This window comes from Marimonas arenosa (assembly GCF_030848945.1).
GTDB classification, from domain to species: Bacteria; Pseudomonadota; Alphaproteobacteria; order Rhodobacterales; family Rhodobacteraceae; genus Marimonas; species Marimonas arenosa.
On sequence record NZ_JANHAX010000001.1, the window covers coordinates 1,264,181 to 1,285,102 of the forward strand.

Genomic DNA, 20,922 nt, shown 5'->3' on the forward strand with positions numbered 1-20,922 from the left:
CTCACCCTTTTCAGCGAGATTTCAAGCAAGGCTCAGTCGTCGCCGCCGTCGCCCTCGCCGCCTTCGCCGTCGCCTTCACCTTCGCCTTCACCTTCACCTTCGCCGTCGCCGTCGCCTTCGCCGTCGCCTTCGCCGTCACCTCCACCTTCGCCATGTCCGTCATGGCCTTCGCCGTGATCATCCTCTCCGCGGTCGTCAGCGTGGTCGTCAGAGTGGTCTTCACCATGGTCATCGTTGGCGTCATGACCAGGCCCGTCATCGTCTGACCCGCTGCTGGAGTCGGTGTTGCCGTGTTCCCGGTGATCATCCTCGTTCTGTTCGTAGGAATCGCGCTCGGCCATTTCAATCCCGCCCTGCCAGGACGGGGTCTGATCCGACCGGATCGCCGTTTCGGTCTTCAGCTGCGGGGAAACGGTAAAGCCAGGATCCGTGGGGCCGGTTTCGATCGAGGCCGGGGTCAGCGCCTGTGCGGCACCGGCAAAAGCCGAGACTGTGAGCAGCGTAAACGTGGTTTTCATTGGAGTATCCTTTCCATGTAATGCACCGGTTAGAACCGGCACCTGCCCCCAAGAATGACTGCAGCGATGTGCAGGGCCATGAACCACGGGTTTATCCCCCGGCGCCATATGCGCCGGGTTGATCACGCTAAACTCGGGTTTATTCGCTGTGAATCAGCACGCCGGCCCGCGGGCCGGTCGCTAGTCCATTTCGCGGCCTTCGGTATCCGACATGTCGAAGCCCAAGTGCTTGGCCACGGTGAAGATATCCTTGTCGCCGCGGCCGCACATGTTCATCACGATGATGTGGTCGCTGGGCAGACCGGGGGCGATCTTCATCACATGCGCCAGCGCGCGGCAGAACTCGAGTTCTTCGGTATGTCCGACCGCAAGCGCGGTCCATCGTGACTGCTCCGCTAGGACAGTTCTCCAGTCCAGTCGCAGGTCGCACATCCGATGCCCGACCGCCAGAATCTCGCCAATGCCGCGGTGATCGGATCGGCACGTTTTGCCAATAGGACCCGCAGGCAATCAAGTGCCGGATCGGAAAGAACGCGCGGCACGGCAAAGCCGGCGGCGTGGTCAGGCGCACCCTGTTTCCAATCAATTAGGCTCACGTCCTCCACGATCATTCCACCGTAATCATTTTGGCTCACGTCGTCATAATAGGCGATGCGGTCTCCGAACAGAATCCATTCGTGCAGCCTGCCGCAACTATCACACACGAACGATCCGTTTTCGCGACACAGGATAAAACTCGCCAAATCATCAAACCCGTGAGCCGCGAGAAAACCTGCAGCATGATGGTAGGCCGACTCATCTTCTTCCTCGAGGAAGGCGATTTCTTCCAACTCAGCGATCCTAGGAAACAGCGCCAAAGCTTCGGGTAGAATGCTTTCCAACCCCTTGTTTTTCCACTGCGCAGGGTTCTCTGTCCACGGCGTGTCAAACATTCCACCACAAACGTGAATTGGTTGTTGGGCGACATGCCCGACATAACCCAGGAATCCAGCTATGTCGCGCCGGGGCTTGCCAGTCAAATCGCCGCCAAGGGCAACAATATGAGGTAATGCAGCGAAGGTCGCAGGATAAAGAGTATCTTGATGACAGAGACAGGACCAAAAAAGGTCATTAGCCTCCTCAGCGTCCCATTGTTCTGTCAACCTGGCAATTCGTTGACCGGTCTCTGTGTGGCCATACGCGTCGGGCAAAGTGCCCCAAGCTGGATCGTCCAAGGCAAGTGGCATGCGTTACCCCACCTCGCGCCCTTCGGTATCGGACATGTCGAAGCCCAGATGTTTGGCCACCGTCTGCACGTCCTTGTCCCCACGGCCGCACATGTTCATGACGATGATGTGGTCGCTCGGCAGATCCGGGGCGATCTTCATCACGTGGGCCAGCGCGTGGCACGGCTCGAGCGCGGGAATGATGCCCTCGGTCGAACAGGACAGCTGGAACGCCTCAAGCGCCTCCTTGTCGGTGATGCTGACATACTCGGCGCGGCCGGTTTCATGCAGCCAGGAATGCTCCGGCCCGATGCCCGGATAGTCGAGACCGGCCGAAATCGAGAAGCCTTCGAGGATCTGGCCGTCATCGTCCTGCAGAAGGTAGGTGCGGTTGCCGTGCAGCACGCCGGGCCGCCCGCCGGTCAGCGAGGCGCAGTGCTGCATCTTTTCATCGACGCCCTTGCCGCCAGCCTCGACGCCGATGATCCGCACCGACGGATCGTCGAGGAACGGAAAAAACAGGCCCATCGCGTTCGAGCCGCCGCCGATGGCGGCGATCACGGTGTCCGGCAGGCGGCCTTCGCCTTCCTGCTCGGCCAGTTGCCAGCGTACCTCCTTGCCGATGATCGACTGGAAATCACGCACCATCGCCGGGTAAGGGTGCGGACCGGCCACCGTGCCGATACAGTAGAACGTGTCGCGCACATTGGTGACCCAGTCCCTGAGCGCGTCGTTCATCGCGTCCTTCAGCGTGCCGCGACCGGAGGTCACCGGGATCACCTCGGCGCCCAGAAGGCGCATGCGGAAGACGTTGGGCGCCTGGCGCTCGACATCGTGCTTGCCCATGTAGACCACGCATTTCAGCCCGAACTTGGCGCAGACGGTGGCGGTGGCCACACCATGCTGGCCGGCGCCGGTTTCGGCGATGATCCGGGTCTTGCCCATGCGTCGGGCGAGGATGATCTGGCCCAGCACGTTGTTGATCTTGTGGGCGCCGGTATGGTTGAGCTCGTCGCGCTTGAGATAGATCTTTGCGCCGCCGAGATGCTCGGTCAGGCGCTCGGCGAAATAGAGCGGGCTGGGTCGGCCGACATAGTGCTTCCAGAGATCGTCCATCTCGGCCCAGAAACTTGGGTCGTCCTTGGCCCTGTCATATTCGGCCTCGAGCTCGAGGATCAGCGGCATCAGCGTCTCGCTGACGAAGCGCCCGCCGAACTTGCCGAACCGGCCCTTCTCGTCGGGTCCGTTCATGAAGCTGTTGAAAAGATCGTCGGCCATGATGGTGCCTCCCAATTGCTTGGGGCCGGTGTAATCGCAAGAAAGGTCAGGAGCAATAGAAGCCGAAACGCCAGTGGCGCGAATGCGAAGGCGCGCGTCAGGCGGCCGCCCGCATGGGCGCGGCCCAAACACGACGAATGGGTTCGGCCGCAGCAGACGATGATATGGTAACCGTTTTCCGGCGCCTGCCGACCGCGTCGTGCCACCTCGGCCGGAAAGACGTCGCGACCGACGGGGCGTTCTGCATCCCGGACCTGGCGCTTGATGACACCTCCACGGATGGCATCGCGCGAGGAAAACACGTCACGCATCCAGTTCTGGTGCAACGGTCGCGTGCGGCTGCGTCATGCGCGCAAGATGAGCGATCCCGGTTTACGCTCCGCTAATCGAGATAGCGTTTGAAACCGACATGACTGGCCTCGAACCCCAGTGCCTCGTAGAACCGGTGGCTGTCGGTGCGCTGCGCGTTCATCGTCAGCTGGATCAGCCGGCAACCGGCAGTGCGGGCGCGGGCCTCGATATCGGCGAACATCTCTTTGCCCACACCCTGGCCTCGGAGGTGCCCGGCGACGCGCACCGATTCCACCTGCGCCCGCCGTGCGGCCGCCAGGCTGAGCCCGGATATGAAGGTCAGCTGGTAAGTGGCAGCGATCGCGCCGCGGTCGTCTTCGCCGACATAGATCCGGTTGTTGCCTTCCGCCTGCATCGCGTCAAAGGCAGCGTAGTAGGCGTCGAGTCCGTCAAGCTCGCGTTTGGCTCCCAGCATGTCGTCGGCCAGCATGGCCACGATCGCGGGCACGTCGTCGCGCAAGGCCGGGCGGAACTTCATGCGCGCCGGGCCGCTTCGACGAAAGCGCGGATGCGGGCGGGATCCTTCACCCCCGGCGCGCTTTCGACACCAGAAGACACGTCGACCTGGCGCGCGCCGGTCAAACGGATCGCCTCGGTCACGTTCTCGGGCGTCAGCCCACCGGCCAGCATCCACGGCACCGGCCAGCGCCGCCCGGCGATCAGCCGCCAATCGAAGGCGATGGCGTTGCCACCGGGACGGTCGGCCCCTTTCGGTGGCTTGGCGTCGACCAGGATCTGGTCGGCGACGCGGCCATATTCCTCAAGCGCCGGCAAGTCCGACTCGTCGGCGACGCCCACCGCCTTCATCACTGGCAGGCCATAGCGGGCGCGGATCTCGGCCACGCGGTCGAAGCTTTCCGTCCCGTGCAACTGGAGCATGTCGAGCGGCACCGCCGCGGTGATCTGTTCGAGGCGGGCGTCGTCGGCATTCACCACCAGCGCCACCTTGGCGAGCCCCGCCGGCACGGCGAGCGCAAGTGATTTTGCCGTTGCGAGGTCGAGGTTGCGGGGCGACTTGGGAAAGAACACAAAGCCACAATACGCCGCGCCGGCCTTGGCCACGGCGGTCACATCTTCCGGCCGCGTCAGGCCGCAGATTTTCACTTTGATTTCCATGCCTGCCGACATACGCAAAAAACCCAGCACAAGAAAGGGGCGGAAACCCGGCCCTGCGCCCTGCCCCGACCGACTGCCGGTTCAGCTGGCCTCGTCGAGGATCGCCAGCACCTCGTCGGGTTCGCCCTTGTCGGTGGTGCCTTTCATCCGGCTCATCTCGCGCTTGAGTTGGCGCACTTCGCCGGCCTTGCGTGCGGCTTCGGCACGGTGCCGGTGTTCGCGCAGCCACTCCCAGACAAAGCCGATCAGCAGGCCAGCGATGATGCTGATGAAGATGACGATGAAAAGCGGCAACTCGACCGAGCGGTTGAGCCCCAGAAGTGCGCCCAACTCTTCGGGAAAGAGCCGCAGTTGGACCGCGCCCCGGTTGGCCATCGCCACCGAGATCAGGATGACGGCCAGCGCACCGAGAAAGCCGTAACGGACATAGCGCATGGCTCAGGCTTTCCCGTTCAACCTGTCGCGCAGGAGCTTGCCGGTCTTGAAGAAGGGAACATGTTTTTCCTCGACCTGCACCGCCTCGCCGGTGCGGGGGTTGCGGCCGACGCGGGCGTCGCGCTTTTTCACCGAGAACGCCCCGAAGCCGCGCAACTCGACACGGTCGCCGCGGGACATGGCATCGGTGATCTCTTCGAAGATGGTGTTCACGATCCGCTCGACATCGCGCTGATAGAGATGCGGATTCTCATCGGCAATTTTCTGTATCAGTTCCGAACGGATCATCGGATCACTCTCCCCAGGAATTGTTTTTTCATGCGCAGACTTGTGCATGACTATAGGAACAATTGTGGCTTTGAGAAACCGCAAAGCTTGGCCCCGGGCCGTCGATTCAGGGTCTGAATCCGTCAATTGCGGCGGGTTTTCGCGGAAAGGCCGGGCATTTTGGCACCGGACGCGGAATTGACCCGTTCCGCCGCACTGCGGCGAAGCCTTTGATTCGGTGTGGAAATCCATTCACTCGCGACAGGTCTGGATTGCACCTGTGCCGATGGCCGCGATGGCTTACCCACGCATTGTTCCGCCCGCTCAAACCGGGATTGCAGTGGACCACGGGTGCAAACGAAAAGGCCCCGCGCATCGCGCGGGGCCCATCGCAAACTTTCTGGTCTCGGTCGTCGCGATCAGTCTTCGTCGGACTTCAGCGCGGCGCCGAGGATGTCGCCCAGCGAGGCGCCCGAATCCGAGCTGCCATACTGTTCCACGGCTTCCTTCTCTTCGGCGATCTCGCGGGCCTTGATCGAGAGGCCAAGACGGCGCGATTTCGAATCCACGTTGGTGACACGGACATCGATATGGTCGCCGACCGAGAAACGCTCGGGGCGCTGTTCGGCGCGGTCACGGCTGAGATCCGAGCGGCGGATGAAGCTCTTCATGCCCTCGTATTCCACCTCGATGCCGCCATCCTCGATCGCGGTCACGGTCACGGTGATGATCGACCCGCGCTTCACGCCGCCGATGGCCTCGGCAAACTTGTCGCCACCCAGTGCCTTGATCGAGAGCGAGATGCGCTCTTTCTCGACGTCCACTTCCGAGACGACAGCTTTGACCACGTCGCCCTTCTTGTAGTTCTGGATCGCGTCTTCGCCGCGCTCGTCCCAGCTGAGATCGCTGAGGTGGACCATGCCGTCGATATCGCCGTCGAGACCGACGAACAGGCCGAACTCGGTGATGTTCTTGACCTCGCCCTCGACCTCGGTGCCCTCGGGATGGGTCTCGGCAAAGACCTCCCACGGGTTGCGCATGGTCTGTTTGAGACCCAGCGACACGCGACGCTTGGCGGCGTCGATTTCCAGCACCATGACGTCGACTTCCTGGCTGGTCGAAACGATCTTGCCGGGATGGACGTTCTTCTTGGTCCAGGACATTTCCGAGACGTGCACCAGGCCTTCGACACCGGGTTCCAGCTCAACAAACGCACCGTAGTCGGTGATGTTGGTGACGCGGCCCTTGTGGACCGAACCCAGCGGGAACTTGGCGCCCACCAGATCCCACGGATCATCCTGCAGCTGTTTCATGCCGAGGCTGATGCGGTGGGTTTCCTTGTTGATCTTGATGACCTGAACCTTGACGGTTTCGCCGATCGACAGGATCTCGGAGGGGTGGTTCACGCGCCGCCATGCCATATCGGTGACGTGCAGCAGGCCGTCAACACCGCCGAGGTCAACAAACGCACCGTATTCGGTGATGTTCTTGACCACGCCGTCAACGGTCTGGCCTTCGGTGAGGTTACCGATCACCTCGGCACGCTGTTCGGCGCGGCTCTCTTCCAGGATGGCGCGGCGCGAGACAACGATGTTGCCACGGCGACGGTCCATTTTCAGAATCTGGAACGGCTGTTTCAGACCCATCAGCGGGCCAGCGTCGCGCACGGGGCGCACATCGACTTGGCTGCCGGGCAGGAAGGCCACGGCACCGCCGAGATCGACGGTAAAGCCACCCTTGACGCGGCCAAAGATGGCACCTTCGACGCGGGCGTCGCCGGCATAGGCTTTTTCCAGACGGTCCCAGGCTTCCTCGCGGCGGGCCATTTCGCGCGAAATGACGGCTTCGCCGCGGGCGTTTTCAGCCGAGCGCAGGTAGACCTCGACCTCATCGCCGACGGCGATTTCGGGGGCTTCTCCGGGATTTGCGAATTCTTTGAGCTCGACGCGGCCTTCCATCTTGTAGCCGACGTCGATGATGGCTTGTCCCGCTTCAATCGCGATGACCTTGCCCTTGACGACAGACCCCTCTTCGGGCGTGTCCATTTCGAAGCTTTCGTTCAGGAGTGCTTCAAACTCTTCCATCGTGTTTGCCATGTGGCGTTCAGTTCCTTTTTTCGGTTTTTTCGGGCCGCGCGGTTGTCTCCGCCGGTCTTCACAGGTTTCGTTGGTCAGACGGGCCTTGAAAACAAAGAGGGCCGGTGGTTGTCCGACCCTGCTCATCTCTTCGTTCTATGGCGGTTCCGCCTTGTCGACGCGCGCTTCATAGGGGGTTCACGCCTGCGGCGCAAGGGCGAAAGCTCAACAGCGGCGGGGCGGGACCGAGGAACGGAGGTTTCCCGCCGAGACACCGCGGTTTCCGGAACGGACGCCCGACCGAAAAAGTAATGCCAGTGTTCCCGGCTGTTCAGTGTTCCCGGCTGTCTGTCTGGCCCGGCGCCTTGCAGCTGCCGACCAACACAATTGGGAACCAGCGGCGGTTACCCTATCGCGCCAGAGGCCGCCCGTTCCGTCGCCAGCAGGGCCGGCAGACGCGAAAACTCTTCGCGCACATGCGCGTCCATGTCCGTCGCGAAACGGCGGTTGAAATGGAGCCGGAAGAGCGGATCGAAAACCCGGCCAGCGCCGCGAAACCCGGCGGCAATTTCGTGCCGGATCACGACGCCGTCGTCGGTATCGCGCAAATCGAGTGTCAGCCAGACAGGCAACGGCACGAAGCGGGACAGCTTCAAGACGAGCCTGCGCCCCGGATCGAGCTCAATTACCCGTCCGCCGACCCGCACCCGATGCCTGCCAACATATTCATCCATGAAAAACCGGCTACCCACATGGCCGGGTCCGCCATCGCGTGTGAAGAACCTCAGATGCGTGCCCGGCCACCACGCCTGGTAGCGCCGGGTATCACAAGTCATCAGGAACTCGGTGATGTCCCGACCCGTCAGACCCGGAACGCAGGTTTGCGTGGCAATCTTGATCACGACGTGCCCTTTTTCATGTGCGTTCGTCATATACGTGCGCCGGGATCTGTCGTTGATCTTAGTCAACCATAGCAGCCGCGGGTTGGAAAAACGGGTTGGCATTAAGAAACCCCGGTGTAATCTCCCCCTAAGGGAGGATTGCACATGACCATTTACACGAGCACTTTTCCGGACGTCGAACTGACCGATAAGACCGTCACCCAGCGCGTCTTCGAAGGCATCGACCCGGACATGGCGATCCTGATCGACGGTCCTTCGGGCCGTGAAGTGACGGGCGCGCAGTTCATCGGCGGGGTCAAATCGCTGGCCGGTGGCCTGACGGCGCGAAATTGGGGCGCGGGCAAAGTGCTGGCGCTGATGGCGCCCAATATCCCGGAATATTGCATGGTTTTCCATGCCAGCGCCTGGGCGGGCGGCACCGTAACCACGATCAACCCGACCTATACCGCGCATGAGGTCAACCACCAGCTCAAGGATGCCGACGCCGATGTGCTGGTCACCATCGCCATGTTCGCCGACACCGCGAAGGAGGCGATCAAGGGCACCGATGTGACCGAGATTGTTATCATCGGCGACGCCCCCGAGGGCATGGTGCCGCTGTCGGAGCTGATGGGCCCGCCGATGGAAGAGCAATGCCCGGTAGACGTCGTCGACCACGTGGTCGCCCTGCCCTATTCCAGCGGAACGACGGGCCTGCCCAAGGGCGTGATGCTGACCCACCAGAACCTGGTGGTGAATATCGACCAGTCGCTGGTGCCCGCCGATGTCGGCGAAAAGGAATTGACGGTCGCCTTCCTGCCGTTCTTCCACATCTACGGGCTGCAGGTGTTACAGAACATCTATCTCGCCGGCGGCGGTGGGCTGGTGACGATGCCGCGCTTCGATCTGGAGATGTATCTCAAGCTGGTCTGCGACTACAAAACCGCGCGGCTGTGGATCGTGCCGCCGGTGGCGCTGGCGTTGGCCAAGCATCCGCTGGTCGACTCCTACGACCTCTCGCATGTCATCCAGATCAATTCCGCCGCCGCGCCCCTGGGCGCCGATGTGGCCGAGGCGATGGGCCAGCGGCTGGGCACCAGCGCGACGCAGGGCTACGGCATGACCGAGCTGAGCCCGGTCAGCCATATCTCTCCCTATGGCAAGGGCAAGCCGGGGGCCTCGGGGGTCAACATCTCGAACACCGAAAGCCGGATCGTGAACCCCGAAACGCTTGAGGACATGGCCCCGGGCGAGGATGGCGAGCTCTGGGTGCGCGGGCCGCAGGTGATGAAGGGCTATCTGAACAACCCGCAGGCCACCGCCGAGACCATCGTCGAGGACGGCTGGCTCAGGACCGGCGACATCGCCCATTTCGACGAGGACGGCTATCTCTACATCACCGACCGGCTCAAGGAGCTGGTGAAATACAAGGGTTTCCAGGTCGCCCCAGCGGAACTTGAAGCCGAGTTGCTGACCCATCCCGCGATTGCCGACGCGGCGGTGATCGGCAAGCCCGACGACGAGGCGGGCGAGCTGCCGATGGCCTTCGTCGTCGCCGCGCCGGGTCAGAGCGCGCCGACACTGGAGGAGGTGCAGGCCTACCTCGAAGACCGTCTGGCGCATTACAAGCAGGTCCGCGTGCTGGAGGCGGTGGACGAGATCCCGAAATCCGCCTCAGGCAAGATCCTGCGCCGTTTCCTGCGCGACCGGATCGGGGCCTGATCGCGAGGTTTTCAGACGCATCAACCCGGCTGTCTTGCGCAGCGCTTGCCGTCGACCGTGACATGGCCCTTGGGCCGGTAGCGGGCGGCAAGTTCGCGGGTGGCCAGCGTGATCAGGCAATTCAATTCGTCGACCCGGTCCTGGTTGGGGGTCAACAGCACGACAGTTACGGCGAAGCTCGGCGACAGCTCGCCCCCTGGTTCGAGATCGATATCGGCCGGAGACAGCCCCACCGTCACGGTGCGCCGATAGAGCCAGGCCGTATCGTCCCCGACTTCGTACCATTTGCCGACATCCGAGCCGGTCTGAACCGTGGCCGCATAATCGGCGTTGGAGCCGTCATCGTTGATCAACCCGGTATCGACAAACGCCTCATAAAGCGGTGGCACGAGATAGTCGCCAAACCCGCTGACAAACTGCGAACTGGTCAGGTGGATGACGAACCGGCTCTTGCGGGGAAACTCGGGCGATTGCTGAGCCGCCGCCGACGAGACGAATGTGGCGCACAGAGCGAGCGCGAAGACAACGCGCATGCCTCTACCTCCTATCGCAGCTAGGCACGGGCTCAGCAAAAGCGCTCGGGCCCGATCCACTGGTCGGCATTGTAGCGGTCACCATGGCACCAGCCAACCGGCAGCACCGCGTCGATGCGGGCGAGGTCGTCTGCACTTAGCTCGATCTCGGCGCCGCGGACGCATTCGCGGAAATGATCCACACTGCGGCTGCCGGGGATCGGGATGATGTGATCACCCTGGGCCAGCAGCCAGGCATTGGCCAGCGCCGCCGCGGGTTCGCCGATCTCGGCCGCGAGCGCGCGGAAGCGATCGGTGATCTCGAGGTTGGCGCTCAGGTTCGGCTCCTGGAAGCGCTCGTTGCCGGCCAGGAAGGGCAGATCCCCGATCACCTCCTTCGGCAGCGGGTGATCGGTCAGAAGCGACCGGCCCACCGGCGAAAAAGCGACCAGCGCTGTGCCCAGGTCGGCACAGGCCTGCACCAGTCCCAGTTCGGGATAGCGGGTCTGCAGCGAATATTCCGACTGCACCGCAGCCACCGGATGCACGGCGGCGGCCCGGCGCAGGCTGGACGGCGCGATCTCGGAAAAGCCGAAGGACCCGATCTTGCCGGTCTTCATGATCTCGACGAGACCTTCGGTCACCTCCTCGATCGGCATCGCGGGGTCGCGGCGGTGCACATAGAACAGTTCGACCCGCTCCACGCCCATTTTTTTCAGGCTTTTGTCCAGTTCCTCTTCCAGATGCGCCCGATCATTGCGGTAGATCCGGTTACCGTCGGCGTCCCGGGTGATCGAGGCCTTGGTGGCGATGACGAAGTCTTCCTTGGCCTGCGGGTTCTTCGCCAGGTACGACCCGATCCATTCCTCGGACCGGCCCATGCCGTAGATGTTCGAGGTGTCGATATGGTTGACACCCCAGTCGCGCATGGCGTCGAGCACCGCGTGCGAGGCCTCTTCCGTGGTCTTGCCGTAGAAATCCGAAAAGCTCATCGCACCGTAGCCTACGGCAGCGATCTCCGGTCCGGTCTGCCCCAGCTTGCGCGTTTTCATGTCCTGTCTCCCCGTTTTTCTTCGATCACGGCAATGGCCGCGGCCACCGCCTCGTCTATGCTCATGTCGGATGTATCGATCACCACCGCGTCCAATGCTGGTTTCAGGGGCGCGGTGCTGCGTTCGCTGTCGCGGGCGTCGCGCTCCTGCACGTCGGCGAGCACGCCCGCACGGGTCACGTCGAGACCGTTGCCCTGAAGCTCCAGAAAGCGACGTTCGGCACGCACCTCGGCACTGGCGGTGACGAACAGCTTGGCCTCGGCCTCGGGACAGATCACCGTGCCGATGTCGCGCCCATCGAGCACAGCCCCGCCAGCGCGTGCAGCAAAGGCGCGCTGAAAGTCCACCAGCGCCGTGCGCACCTCGGGGATCACGGCCACGCGGCTGGCCTCCTGTGCCACCGCCGGCGTGCGCAGATCGCCCGTCAGGTCCTCGGCGGTCAACGCCTTGGCGGCAGCCACCGGGTCGGCGCCCACCAGCACTTTCGCCGCCACCGCACGGTACAGCAGGCCGGTATCGAGATGCGCAAAGCCGAAATGAGCCGCCACGGCCTTCGAGACCGTGCCCTTGCCCGCCGCCGCGGGCCCGTCGATGGCCACCGTGAAACGCATGAGATGCTCCGCCAGTTGAGACCCCAACCGGTTATCAGCCAGCGCCGCGATTGAAAACCCTGCGCCGGATCAGCCCGAACACCCCCCACAGGATCGCCAGGTAAACCACCGTCCAGGTCGCCGATTTCAGCATGGTCCAGCGCGACGCGGTCGCCGCGAGCTGCGCCTGGAACCCGTCGAGCAGCTGCGCCACGGTGGCGTTCTCGGCGTAATCGGCCACGCAACCGAGCACCGCGAGCGCCATCACCCCCCAACGCGCCGGCCCGCGAAACAGCGCCCAGACCGTCCAGGCGGCCCAGACCAGCAACAGCGCGGGAAACAGCGCGTCGAAACCATGTTGGATTTCGGCGTAGAACACCCGGCCTTCGTCTGACAGCGCGTTGAGGAACGCCTCGGCTTCAGCCGCCGAATAACCGAAAGGCCGCAGGTCAAACGGTATCTTACCGTCGGCCTCGGTCTTGATCTCGGGCAAGGACCACAGCGCCATGACCACAAAAAGCCCCCAGGTGGCGAGGCTCAGCAGGATATAGAGCAGGCGACGCATCATCTCCCGTCTTCTAGCAGCCAGCGGACCGGCCGCCTAGCCTGCGGCGCCATAGCTCATGGCTTCGCTGAAGACCGGTCCGTCGGTTTCGCGCGCCTTGTTCACCAGGTCCTCGATGCCGATCTCGAAGCCATAGCCTTCGCTGTGCTCGGTGGCATCCTTGACGTCTTCGATCGACCGCACCGCCAGGCCCTGGGACCGGATATGGTCGAGAAGCCTGGGCAGGGCCGCCGCCACGCTGCCCTGGATCGCCGCCAGGGTCAGGGCACCGCCCGTGCCTTTGTCGGCGGCGAGATCGAGGATCGCCACCGTCACTTCCAGCGGCGTCACCAGCGTGTTCGGAGAAAAGGTGACGGGCGGCAAGGCACAGATCTTGTCGAGTTCCTCGGCGTCCCTGATCATCGGCGCCAGATCGACTTCGAAGGGGAAATGATCAGGCTCGAAATCCTCGGTGAAGCCGGCATGCATCAGCCGGACCAGACCCAACCCCTTGGCCTGCACCGCCTGCAACAGCTTCTCGATCCCCGTAACCAGGTCCTCGGCCGCCAGCACGAACAGCATGGTCTGCCCACCATAGGTCAGATCCGGGTCGATTTTCATCTGACCCACCGGGTCCCAGAGCTGGAGATGAGCGAAAATCGTGCGGGTCATCGTTTGATCCTTCATGTCTTGCTTCGGTCCCGCCGCGCCTTGGCCGCGGGCGAATCCCGGTCCTGTTCGCAAAGCGGTTTAACAAAGGCCAGGCCCGGGCGCCGCCTGACCTCTCGCCGCAGGCGGATCAGCCCTGCCGCCGGATATCGGCGCCGAGCCCCGCCATCAACGGCTCGAAGATCGGGAAAGAGGTGGCGACCGGCGCGCCATCGTCCAGCGCGACAGGGGATTTCGCCGCCATGCCGAGGCAAAGGAAGGACATCGCGATGCGATGGTCGAGGAAGGTCTCCACCGTCGCTCCGCCCGGTACCTGCCCCGCGCCGCAGCCCTTGACGATCCACCAGTCCTCGCCGTCTTCCACCTCGACACCGTTGGCCCGCAATCCGCGGGCCATCGCCTCGATCCGATCGCTTTCCTTGACCCGCAGTTCCTTGACGCCGCGCATCACGGTGTCACCGGTTGCATTCGCGGCCACCACCGACAGGATCGGGTATTCGTCGATCATCGACGCGGCGCGCGCGGGCGGCACTTCGATACCTGTCATGTCAGGCGAATACCGCGCCCGCAGGTCTGCGACCGGCTCACCGCCCTCCTCCCGCTGGTTTTCGTAGCTGAGATCGGCCCCCATCTCGCGCAGCGTCTCGAACAGCCCGGCGCGCGTCGGATTGAGGCCGATTCCCGGCACTCTTACGTCCGAGCCCGGCACGATCAGCGCCGCGCAGACCGGAAAGGCCGCAGAGCTCGGATCGCGCGGCACCGCGATGGTCTGCGGCGCCAGTTCGGGTCGTCCCTTGAGCGTGATCACCCGGCCCTCCTCGGCATCGTCAACGGCAATCTCGGCGCCGAACCCCGCAAGCATCCGTTCAGTATGATCGCGCGTCGCCTCCTTCTCGATCACCACGGTTTCGCCGGGGGCGTTGAGCCCGGCCAGCAGCACCGCCGATTTCACCTGCGCCGAGGGCACCGGCACGGTATAGCGCACCGGCACCGGCGCGCGCGCGCCTTCGATCGTCATCGGCAACCGCCCGCCCGAGCGCCCCAGCGCCCGCGCACCGAACAACGCCAGCGGATCAGTGACCCGCGCCATGGGGCGCGAATTCAGGCTGGCATCGCCGGTGAACGTCGCTGTAATCGGCTGCGTCGCCATCGCCCCCATGATCAGCCGCACCCCGGTGCCGGCATTGCCGCAATCAATCACGGTGGCAGGTTCGGCGAAGCCGCCGACGCCAACACCGTTGACATGCCAGGTTCCGTCCTTGTCCCGTGTCACCTCGGCGCCGAAGTCGCGCATCGCCTGGGCCGTGGCCAGAACGTCTTCGCCTTCAAGCAGCCCGGCAATCACCGTTTCACCGACACAGAGTGCGCCGAGGATCAACGCGCGGTGCGAGATCGACTTGTCGCCCGGCACTTCGGCCTGGCCGGACAGCGCGCCACAGGGATGCGATATCATCGGTATCGGGGTGGCATGAGCGGACATTGGACATCCTCGCTGTTTTCGGCTGACGCCTGATATCCCAGCCCGGATGCAGCGTCCATCGCCGATTGGATCGTATTGCGGTCGAGCCCCCGAGCCCTCGAGCCCCGCCGGAGGCTCCGCAATGACCGCCGTCGCACAGTCTGGGTGGGGTGTCGCGTCGACGCTTTCGGAAAACAAGCGCGCGGAAGCGCACAATTGGATCAGGCCCAGCCGGGTCAGGCCGGGCTCAGAACCATTGCCCTGGCTCCATCAGGCCAAGGTCCAACAATTGCCGCGAATGCCATTCGAACGGGGTCGAATTGTGCCAGCGGAAGGTGTCGATGTCGAAGGTCGAGCCGGGATTGCGCTTCAGCGCCTTGGCGGTGCGGAAGCTGACGATCGCGGCCGTCAGGTTGTTGTGCCAGGGGCAGGCATAGGTGTTGTATTCCTCGTCGTTGAAAGTGTGATCCTCGCGCAGCCGCAGCCCGGACTTGGCGCGAAACAGCGCGATGCGGTCGATCTTGCGGCGCGGCGCCGGCACGTGTTCCTCGTAGCGCCAGCGCAAACCGCCAAAGAAGTCGAGTTGGCGTTCCTTGGGATCGTTGTCATTGGCCGGATCGGGCCGCGCCAGCGCGTAGTAGCCCGACTTGTCGAGATAGGCGAGGTCGAGCGAGACGGCATTGGGGAAACGGTCGAGATCGCCGGCGTAGAGGTCGATCACGTAGGTCAGCATCGCGTCGCGGCGTTCCTCGGCATGGAAGCCCAGCATCTCGCCGACGGTACGGGTCTCGCAGAACGGATAGAAGAGGTATTCGGCGTTGTAGCAGTAGTAGAGCCACTGCCCCACCGCCACCGCGGCAACCGCATCGACCGCCTTCTGTACCGCCCCGGACCGGGTGGCGTCAAAACCCACTCGATGCACCGTCTTGACCAGGTCGACCGGCAGACCGAACGAGTCGGGCATGAACGCGATCACCGCCTTGAACCCCAGTTGCCGGTGATGACGCAACGTTGTGTCGAGCTCGACCTCGTCTTCGGCAAAGATCAGCGCGATCGGCCCTTTCGCAAGAACCGTGCCGCCGTTCTCGATAAGTTGTTCGACCCCGGAAAAATGCATATCTGCCCCGATCCTGCCCCGGATACTGCTTTTGCCCGCAGATTCGGTTAATTCCTTCGTCATTGCAAGCCTGAGCCGGCTCTTGTATGGAGCCCGTTCAGAGCGCGCGGGAACGATCCAATGGCCGATCCGAAGAAACTCTTCATCAAGACCTACGGCTGTCAGATGAACGTCTATGACAGCGAGCGCATGGCCGAAGCCATGGGCGGATCGGGCTATGAACAGGTCAAGACGCCGGAAGAGGCGGACCTGATCCTGCTCAATACCTGCCATATCCGGGAAAAGGCGGCCGAAAAGGTCTATTCCGAGCTCGGCCGCTTCAAGGGGCTCAAGGCCGACAGGCCCGATCTCAAGATCGGCGTCACCGGCTGCGTCGCGCAGGCCGAGGGCGAGGAGATCATGCGCCGCCAGCCGCTGGTCGATCTGGTGGTCGGCCCACAGGCCTATCACCGCCTTCCCGAGATGGAGCGACAGGCGCGCCGGGGCGAGAAGGTGCTCGACACCGATATGCCCGAGGAGGACAAGTTCGAGATCCTGAAATCGCGCCCCAAGGCGAAGCGCGGCCCGACCGCGTTCCTGACCGTTCAGGAGGGCTGTGACAAGTTCTGCGCCTTTTGCGTCGTGCCCTATACTCGCGGCGCCGAAGTCAGCCGCCCGGTCGACCGGATCCTGTCCGAGGCCCGCGACCTGGTCGTGCGCGGCGTGCGTGAGATCACGCTCTTGGGCCAGAACGTCAACGCCTATCACGGCGCTGGTCCGGACGGCGATGTCAGCCTGGCGCGGCTGATCTGGGCGTTGAACGAGATCGACGGGCTGGAGCGCATCCGCTTCACCACTTCGCATCCGAACGACATGACTGACGACCTGATCGCGGCACACGGAGACTGCGAGAAGCTCATGCCCTACCTGCACCTTCCAGTGCAGTCGGGCAGTGACCGCATTCTCAAGCGGATGAACCGCAGCCACGACCGCGACAGCTACCTGCGGCTGATCGAGCGCATTCGCGCGGCGCGGCCCGACATCCTGATCTCGGGCGATTTCATCGTCGGCTTCCCGGAAGAAACCGATGCCGATTTCGAGGACACCATGGATCTCATTCGGCAGGTGGAGTACGGACAGGCCTTTTCCTTCAAGTATTCCCCCCGCCCCGGTACGCCGGCCGCCGAGCGCGCACAGGTTGACCCGACGGTGGCCGACGCACGGCTGCAAGAGCTGCAGGCGCTGATCACCCGCCAGCAGCGCACGCGCCAGGACGCGATGGTCGGCCAGGAGGTTGGCGTGCTGTTTGAAAAACCCGGACGCCGCCCCGGCCAGATGGTCGGCAAATCCGACCACCTGCATGCAGTGCATGTCGACGACTGCGGCGCTAGTGTCGGCGAATTGCGGCGGGTGAAAATTACCGAAAGCGGCACCAATTCTCTGGGCGGGGTTCTGGTCTGACCGACGACAGGCGACAATGAGGGCATAGTTGTTTCCGTTTTGGAAACAATATCCGACGCCCAGACAACCACAGCATTAGTCTTTGCCCCCTGACAGACCGCTAGATATGGTGAAATCCGCTTCACAAGGCCGGTTTTCCTGTTAGAGTACCCGTGGTGAACTGTGTCTTGATGGTGCCTGCCAGCGCCGGACACGGAATTGATGGTGAACCACCGGGGGACAAAAACCGTGGCGAGAATGATTACCGACGAAGCACGCAAGCTTGCGTGCTGGCTGACTCTGGTTGCTCTGAGCCTGACGGTTTTGACCGGGTCTGCCGACGCGCAGCAGCCTCAGAACGGAAACGCCGTGGTCGGCGAGCGCTATGTCCCGACGATCTGGGTCGACCCCGACGGCTGCGAACACTGGGTCATGGATGACGGTTTCGAAGGTTACATGTCGCCGCATCTGACGCGCGACGGCAAACCGGTCTGCCGCCGCGGCAATGTCTGCGGCGTGATGAACTCGGACCAGTATTTCGCGACCAACAGCGCCCGGATCGGGGCCAGCGGACACCAGCGCCTGCAACGGTTCTTCCAGCAGGCCAAGGCCCGCGGCTTCATCATCAGCGGTCACACCGACAGCCGGGCGTCAGACGCCTACAACATGCGGCTGTCGCAACTTAGAGCCCATTCGGTGGCGCAGGTCGCCCGCAGCGTCGGCGCAACCGTTTTCGAGGTGCGCGGCTACGGCGAGCGCAATCCGGTGGCGTCGAACGCAACCGCGGCCGGAATGGCCAAGAACCGCCGCGTCGAAATCATCTGTATCAAGTAACGGAGCGCAATCATGAACCTGTCCTTTCACGTCGCGCTCCTGACCGGGGCTTTGGCCGTTGCCGGCTGCTCGGAATCCATGCTTGCCCAGATGTCGGGAGAAGGCGGCGATGGCCGGGTCAATTCTGACAAGACGATCGACTACGGCCAGGGCGGCAGGCAAAAGCCACTGTCCGAGCTCGTTGCCGGGATCTGGGTCGATCCCAACGGCTGCGATCACTGGATCATCGACGACGGAGTCGAAGGCTATCTTTCACCGCGCCTGGACCGGAACGGCAAGCCGGTTTGTTCGGGCGTTGCCCCGCCCAACACCGCTGTCGGTAACTTCAGGGGTAACGAAACGATTTCGGACCCGCTTTGACCGTTGGGCTCGAACATGCACAAAACCACGCCGCGGAATTGTTTTCCGCGGCTTTTTCGTTTCATATTCGTGACATTTCGCACACCCTGCTTGCACTGGCGTCCGCATCTTGGCAGCATCGGCATCAGGACCACCAGATGGAGAGTTGATTGGCCACCACCGTGCTGCCCCCGCCTCAACCCGACGTTCCCTCCGATCCGGATGTGCTTGCCGAACATCTGATCGAGTTTCCTGACAATCGCCTGTTGATCGAGCTTTGCGGCGAGTACGACCGCAATCTTGCCGAGATCGAGCAGAAGCTCGGGGTGCAGATCCTGCGCCGCGGCAACCAGGTGGCGGTGATCGGCGATGCCGCCTCGGCCGGCGAGGCGATCTCGGTGCTGACCGCGCTGTACGAGCGGCTGGAATCGGGCCGCAACATCGAATCGGGCGATGTCGATCGCGAACTCAGGATGGACACCGGGTCCGGCGGCGATGCCGGCGACCAGCTCGAGATGTTTCGTGGCGGCCGGGTCGAGATCCGCACCCGCAAGAAAACCGTGGAGCCGCGCACCGACGCGCAGAAGAGCTATGTTCAATCACTGTTCGAAAACGAGCTTGGCTTCGGGATCGGTCCGGCCGGCACCGGCAAGACCTATCTCGCCGTCGCCGTTGGCGTGAACATGTTCATCGAGGGACATGTCGACCGCATCATCCTGTCACGCCCCGCCGTCGAGGCGGGCGAAAAACTGGGCTATCTGCCCGGCGACATGAAGGAAAAGGTCGATCCCTACATGCAGCCGCTCTACGATGCGCTGAACGATTTTCTGCCAGGCAAGCAACTGGCCAAGCTTATCGAGGAAAAACGCATCGAGATCGCACCGCTGGCCTTCATGCGCGGCCGCACACTTGCCAACGCCTTCGTGGTGCTGGACGAGGCGCAGAACGCCACTACCATGCAGATGAAAATGTTCCTCACCCGGCTGGGCGAAGGCTCGCGCATGGTGGTCACCGGCGACCGCAGCCAGGTCGACCTGCCGCGCGGGGTTGCGTCGGGTCTGGCCGATGCCGAGCGGCTTCTGAAGGGGATCGGCGGCATCAGCTTCAACTATTTCACCGCCAAGGATGTCGTGCGCCATCCGCTCGTCGCCGCGATCATCGAAGCCTACGACAAGGACAACCCGTGACGCCCTGGCTGCGCGGCCTGATCCTGCGACGGATGTCGCCGGACCGGGCCCGCTGCGGCCGAGGCCGAATCGCGTGAGTGGCAGATGGTGTGCACTGTCTGCGGCTGGAGGATCTCGGTCTGGGATGCCGGCGGGCTGCGCTACAAGGCCGCCAGCCGCGGCAAGCGAGGCCTCGGCCGCTGCAAGCAGTGCGGCCGCTGGCGCTGGTTCCGGGTCGAACGGATGACAGAAGAATAAGCCCCACCGCTGTCCGTCGCGCATCAACCGGCCGACCGTCGAACTCCGGCTCTTCGTGAATTCTGTGTTTCCAACTTCGAAACAAAAGTTCCGGATTTTCGGGCTAAGCTACCTCATCCAGCAGGCCCCTGTTTTTCCGATCTGCCGGCGTGCTGTTTCAGATGTCCATACTTGGGGGAATTCATGCCGATTTTCGGAACCGGTGGGGCAATGACGATCGTCGCGCATCAGGATGACGACATCCTGTTCATGAACCCCGACATCCTGCACAGCATCGAGGCAGGCGTTTCCAACACCACCATCTATGTCACCGCCGGGGATTCCGGGCTGGACGAGGCATACTGGAGCGCGCGCGAGGAAGGCGCCAAGGCCGCGTACCTGTTGATGGCCGGCGGCGGCACCTGGGTCGACGAGACGATCACCCTCGAAATCAACGGCCAGACCTTCGAAATCGCGAGTTCCTATCTGGCCGAAAACCCCGGCATCCGCCTTTATTTCCTGCGCCTCCCGGACGGAGGCGGCATGCTCGAGCCGGAAGAGTACGAACAGCTTGCCCGGCTGGAAAGCGGAGACCTGGGCAACGTGGCCTCGATTGACGGTGCGAACGTCTATGCCCGCGACGATCTGGTCAACGTCCTGACCGAACTCATGGAGTTGCACGCTCCGACCGAGTTTCGGCTTCAGGTCGCAGACGGCGGTTATGCCGGCGGCGAACATACCGACCACGTGCACGCCACCGAATTCGCCCTCGAGGCGCTGGCCGGGTATTCCGGCGAGAGTTACGCGGTCACGCAATACGTTCAGTATCAATCTGGTACAATGCCGGCGAACCTCTCTGACGAAGACGCCGCCCGCGCGCTCGAGATCATGCAGGCTTATGCCGAGCATGACCTGGCGGTGCTCGACGAAACCGGCCAGCTGGCTCAGGTTTATGTCGACTGGACCGGGCGGCAATACGTGGCCGAACAGTACACGGTCGATACCGTAGGAGAGCCGACCGATCCCACCGATCCCACGGAGCCGGTCGACCCGGGCACGCCCACTGATCCGAGTGCCGGAAGCATGGTCTACAGCCTCGCGGGACCGGACGCGTTCCTGTTCACGGTCGACGCCAC

At 63.3% G+C, this 20,922-nt stretch carries 23 protein-coding genes and 1 pseudogene; 7 read left to right on the forward strand and 17 right to left on the reverse strand.

Annotation, left to right across the window (positions count from 1 at the left end; translation table 11 throughout):
- Positions 1–32: 32 nt before the first annotated feature.
- The 10 genes and pseudogenes from NO357_RS06145 to NO357_RS06190 all read right to left on the reverse strand — a co-directional run bounded on the left by NO357_RS06145 (position 33) and on the right by NO357_RS06190 (position 8,177).
- On the reverse strand, positions 33–518 hold the full coding sequence (locus NO357_RS06145; protein ID WP_306734724.1) for a hypothetical protein: 486 nt from the start codon (positions 516–518) through the stop codon (positions 33–35).
- A 180-nt stretch (positions 519–698) separates the two neighbouring features.
- Positions 699–866 (reverse strand): annotated as a pseudogene (locus NO357_RS06150) (tryptophan synthase subunit beta); the annotation flags it as partial.
- Between the two features lie 47 nt (positions 867–913).
- Entirely contained in the window at positions 914–1,744 is an 831-nt protein-coding gene (locus NO357_RS06155) for a hypothetical protein (RefSeq protein WP_306734725.1), read from the reverse strand.
- A gap of 3 nt (positions 1,745–1,747) precedes the next feature.
- A complete protein-coding gene (gene trpB, locus NO357_RS06160) occupies positions 1,748–3,001 on the reverse strand; it encodes a tryptophan synthase subunit beta (protein ID WP_306734726.1) in 1,254 nt (417 codons plus the stop codon).
- Between the two features lie 382 nt (positions 3,002–3,383).
- Positions 3,384–3,830 carry a GNAT family N-acetyltransferase gene (locus NO357_RS06165; protein WP_306734727.1) on the reverse strand — a complete coding sequence of 149 codons (447 nt, stop codon included), beginning with the start codon at positions 3,828–3,830 and terminating at the stop codon, positions 3,384–3,386.
- Positions 3,827–4,468, reverse strand: coding sequence for a phosphoribosylanthranilate isomerase (locus NO357_RS06170; RefSeq protein ID WP_376744351.1), 642 nt, complete (start codon positions 4,466–4,468; stop codon positions 3,827–3,829). The genes NO357_RS06165 and NO357_RS06170 overlap by 4 nt, the downstream gene beginning before the upstream one ends.
- Before the next feature lie 81 nt (positions 4,469–4,549).
- Positions 4,550–4,903, reverse strand: coding sequence for a lipopolysaccharide assembly protein LapA domain-containing protein (locus tag NO357_RS06175; RefSeq protein ID WP_306734729.1), 354 nt, complete (start codon positions 4,901–4,903; stop codon positions 4,550–4,552).
- Between the two features lie 3 nt (positions 4,904–4,906).
- Positions 4,907–5,191 (reverse strand): integration host factor subunit beta, encoded by a 285-nt coding sequence (gene ihfB / locus NO357_RS06180; protein WP_306734730.1) that lies wholly within the window; start codon positions 5,189–5,191, stop codon positions 4,907–4,909.
- Between the two features lie 398 nt (positions 5,192–5,589).
- A complete protein-coding gene (rpsA, locus tag NO357_RS06185) occupies positions 5,590–7,266 on the reverse strand; it encodes a 30S ribosomal protein S1 (RefSeq protein ID WP_306734731.1) in 1,677 nt (558 codons plus the stop codon).
- Between the two features lie 383 nt (positions 7,267–7,649).
- A complete protein-coding gene (locus tag NO357_RS06190) occupies positions 7,650–8,177 on the reverse strand; it encodes an SRPBCC family protein (RefSeq protein WP_306734732.1) in 528 nt (175 codons plus the stop codon).
- Positions 8,178–8,291: 114 nt separating this feature from the next.
- Here NO357_RS06190 and NO357_RS06195 point away from each other — a divergent pair, with 114 nt between their 5' ends.
- The gene (locus NO357_RS06195) at positions 8,292–9,848 is read left to right on the forward strand and encodes an AMP-binding protein (RefSeq protein ID WP_306734733.1); all 1,557 of its coding nucleotides are present in this window, start codon (positions 8,292–8,294) and stop codon (positions 9,846–9,848) included.
- Between the two features lie 20 nt (positions 9,849–9,868).
- Here the strand turns inward: NO357_RS06195 and NO357_RS06200 are convergent, their stop codons facing one another.
- From NO357_RS06200 to NO357_RS06230, 7 genes are all read right to left on the reverse strand, one after another.
- Positions 9,869–10,381, reverse strand: a complete 513-nt coding sequence (locus NO357_RS06200; RefSeq protein ID WP_306734734.1) for a hypothetical protein — start codon at positions 10,379–10,381, stop codon at positions 9,869–9,871.
- Between the two features lie 32 nt (positions 10,382–10,413).
- Entirely contained in the window at positions 10,414–11,412 is a 999-nt protein-coding gene (locus NO357_RS06205) for an aldo/keto reductase (protein ID WP_306734735.1), read from the reverse strand.
- Positions 11,409–12,023: a (d)CMP kinase gene (gene cmk, locus NO357_RS06210; RefSeq protein WP_306734736.1), complete on the reverse strand. Its 615-nt coding sequence runs from the start codon at positions 12,021–12,023 to the stop codon at positions 11,409–11,411. The genes NO357_RS06205 and cmk overlap by 4 nt, the downstream gene beginning before the upstream one ends.
- A 34-nt stretch (positions 12,024–12,057) precedes the next feature.
- A complete protein-coding gene (locus tag NO357_RS06215) occupies positions 12,058–12,570 on the reverse strand; it encodes a hypothetical protein (protein WP_306734737.1) in 513 nt (170 codons plus the stop codon).
- A 33-nt stretch (positions 12,571–12,603) separates the two neighbouring features.
- Positions 12,604–13,218, reverse strand: coding sequence for a hypothetical protein (locus NO357_RS06220; RefSeq protein WP_306734738.1), 615 nt, complete (start codon positions 13,216–13,218; stop codon positions 12,604–12,606).
- A gap of 127 nt (positions 13,219–13,345) precedes the next feature.
- The gene (gene aroA / locus NO357_RS06225) at positions 13,346–14,695 is read right to left on the reverse strand and encodes a 3-phosphoshikimate 1-carboxyvinyltransferase (protein ID WP_306734739.1); all 1,350 of its coding nucleotides are present in this window, start codon (positions 14,693–14,695) and stop codon (positions 13,346–13,348) included.
- Between the two features lie 226 nt (positions 14,696–14,921).
- Positions 14,922–15,791: a glycosyltransferase family 2 protein gene (locus NO357_RS06230; RefSeq protein ID WP_306734740.1), complete on the reverse strand. Its 870-nt coding sequence runs from the start codon at positions 15,789–15,791 to the stop codon at positions 14,922–14,924.
- Positions 15,792–15,911: 120 nt separating this feature from the next.
- Between NO357_RS06230 and miaB the strand changes: the two genes are divergently transcribed.
- From miaB to NO357_RS06260, 6 genes are all read left to right on the forward strand, one after another.
- Positions 15,912–17,231, forward strand: a complete 1,320-nt coding sequence (gene miaB, locus NO357_RS06235) for a tRNA (N6-isopentenyl adenosine(37)-C2)-methylthiotransferase MiaB (RefSeq protein ID WP_306734741.1) — start codon at positions 15,912–15,914, stop codon at positions 17,229–17,231.
- Between the two features lie 237 nt (positions 17,232–17,468).
- On the forward strand, positions 17,469–18,044 hold the full coding sequence (locus NO357_RS06240) for an OmpA family protein (protein ID WP_306734778.1): 576 nt from the start codon (positions 17,469–17,471) through the stop codon (positions 18,042–18,044).
- Between the two features lie 12 nt (positions 18,045–18,056).
- Positions 18,057–18,404: a hypothetical protein gene (locus NO357_RS06245; protein WP_306734742.1), complete on the forward strand. Its 348-nt coding sequence runs from the start codon at positions 18,057–18,059 to the stop codon at positions 18,402–18,404.
- A gap of 149 nt (positions 18,405–18,553) precedes the next feature.
- Positions 18,554–19,570: a PhoH family protein gene (locus NO357_RS06250; protein ID WP_376744352.1), complete on the forward strand. Its 1,017-nt coding sequence runs from the start codon at positions 18,554–18,556 to the stop codon at positions 19,568–19,570.
- 84 nt (positions 19,571–19,654) lie between these two features.
- Complete coding sequence (locus NO357_RS06255; protein WP_306734743.1) at positions 19,655–19,807, forward strand: hypothetical protein; 153 nt, start codon at positions 19,655–19,657, stop codon at positions 19,805–19,807.
- Positions 19,808–19,990: 183 nt separating this feature from the next.
- On the forward strand, positions 19,991–20,922 hold a 932-nt coding region (locus NO357_RS06260), incomplete at its 3' end, for a PIG-L family deacetylase (protein ID WP_306734744.1).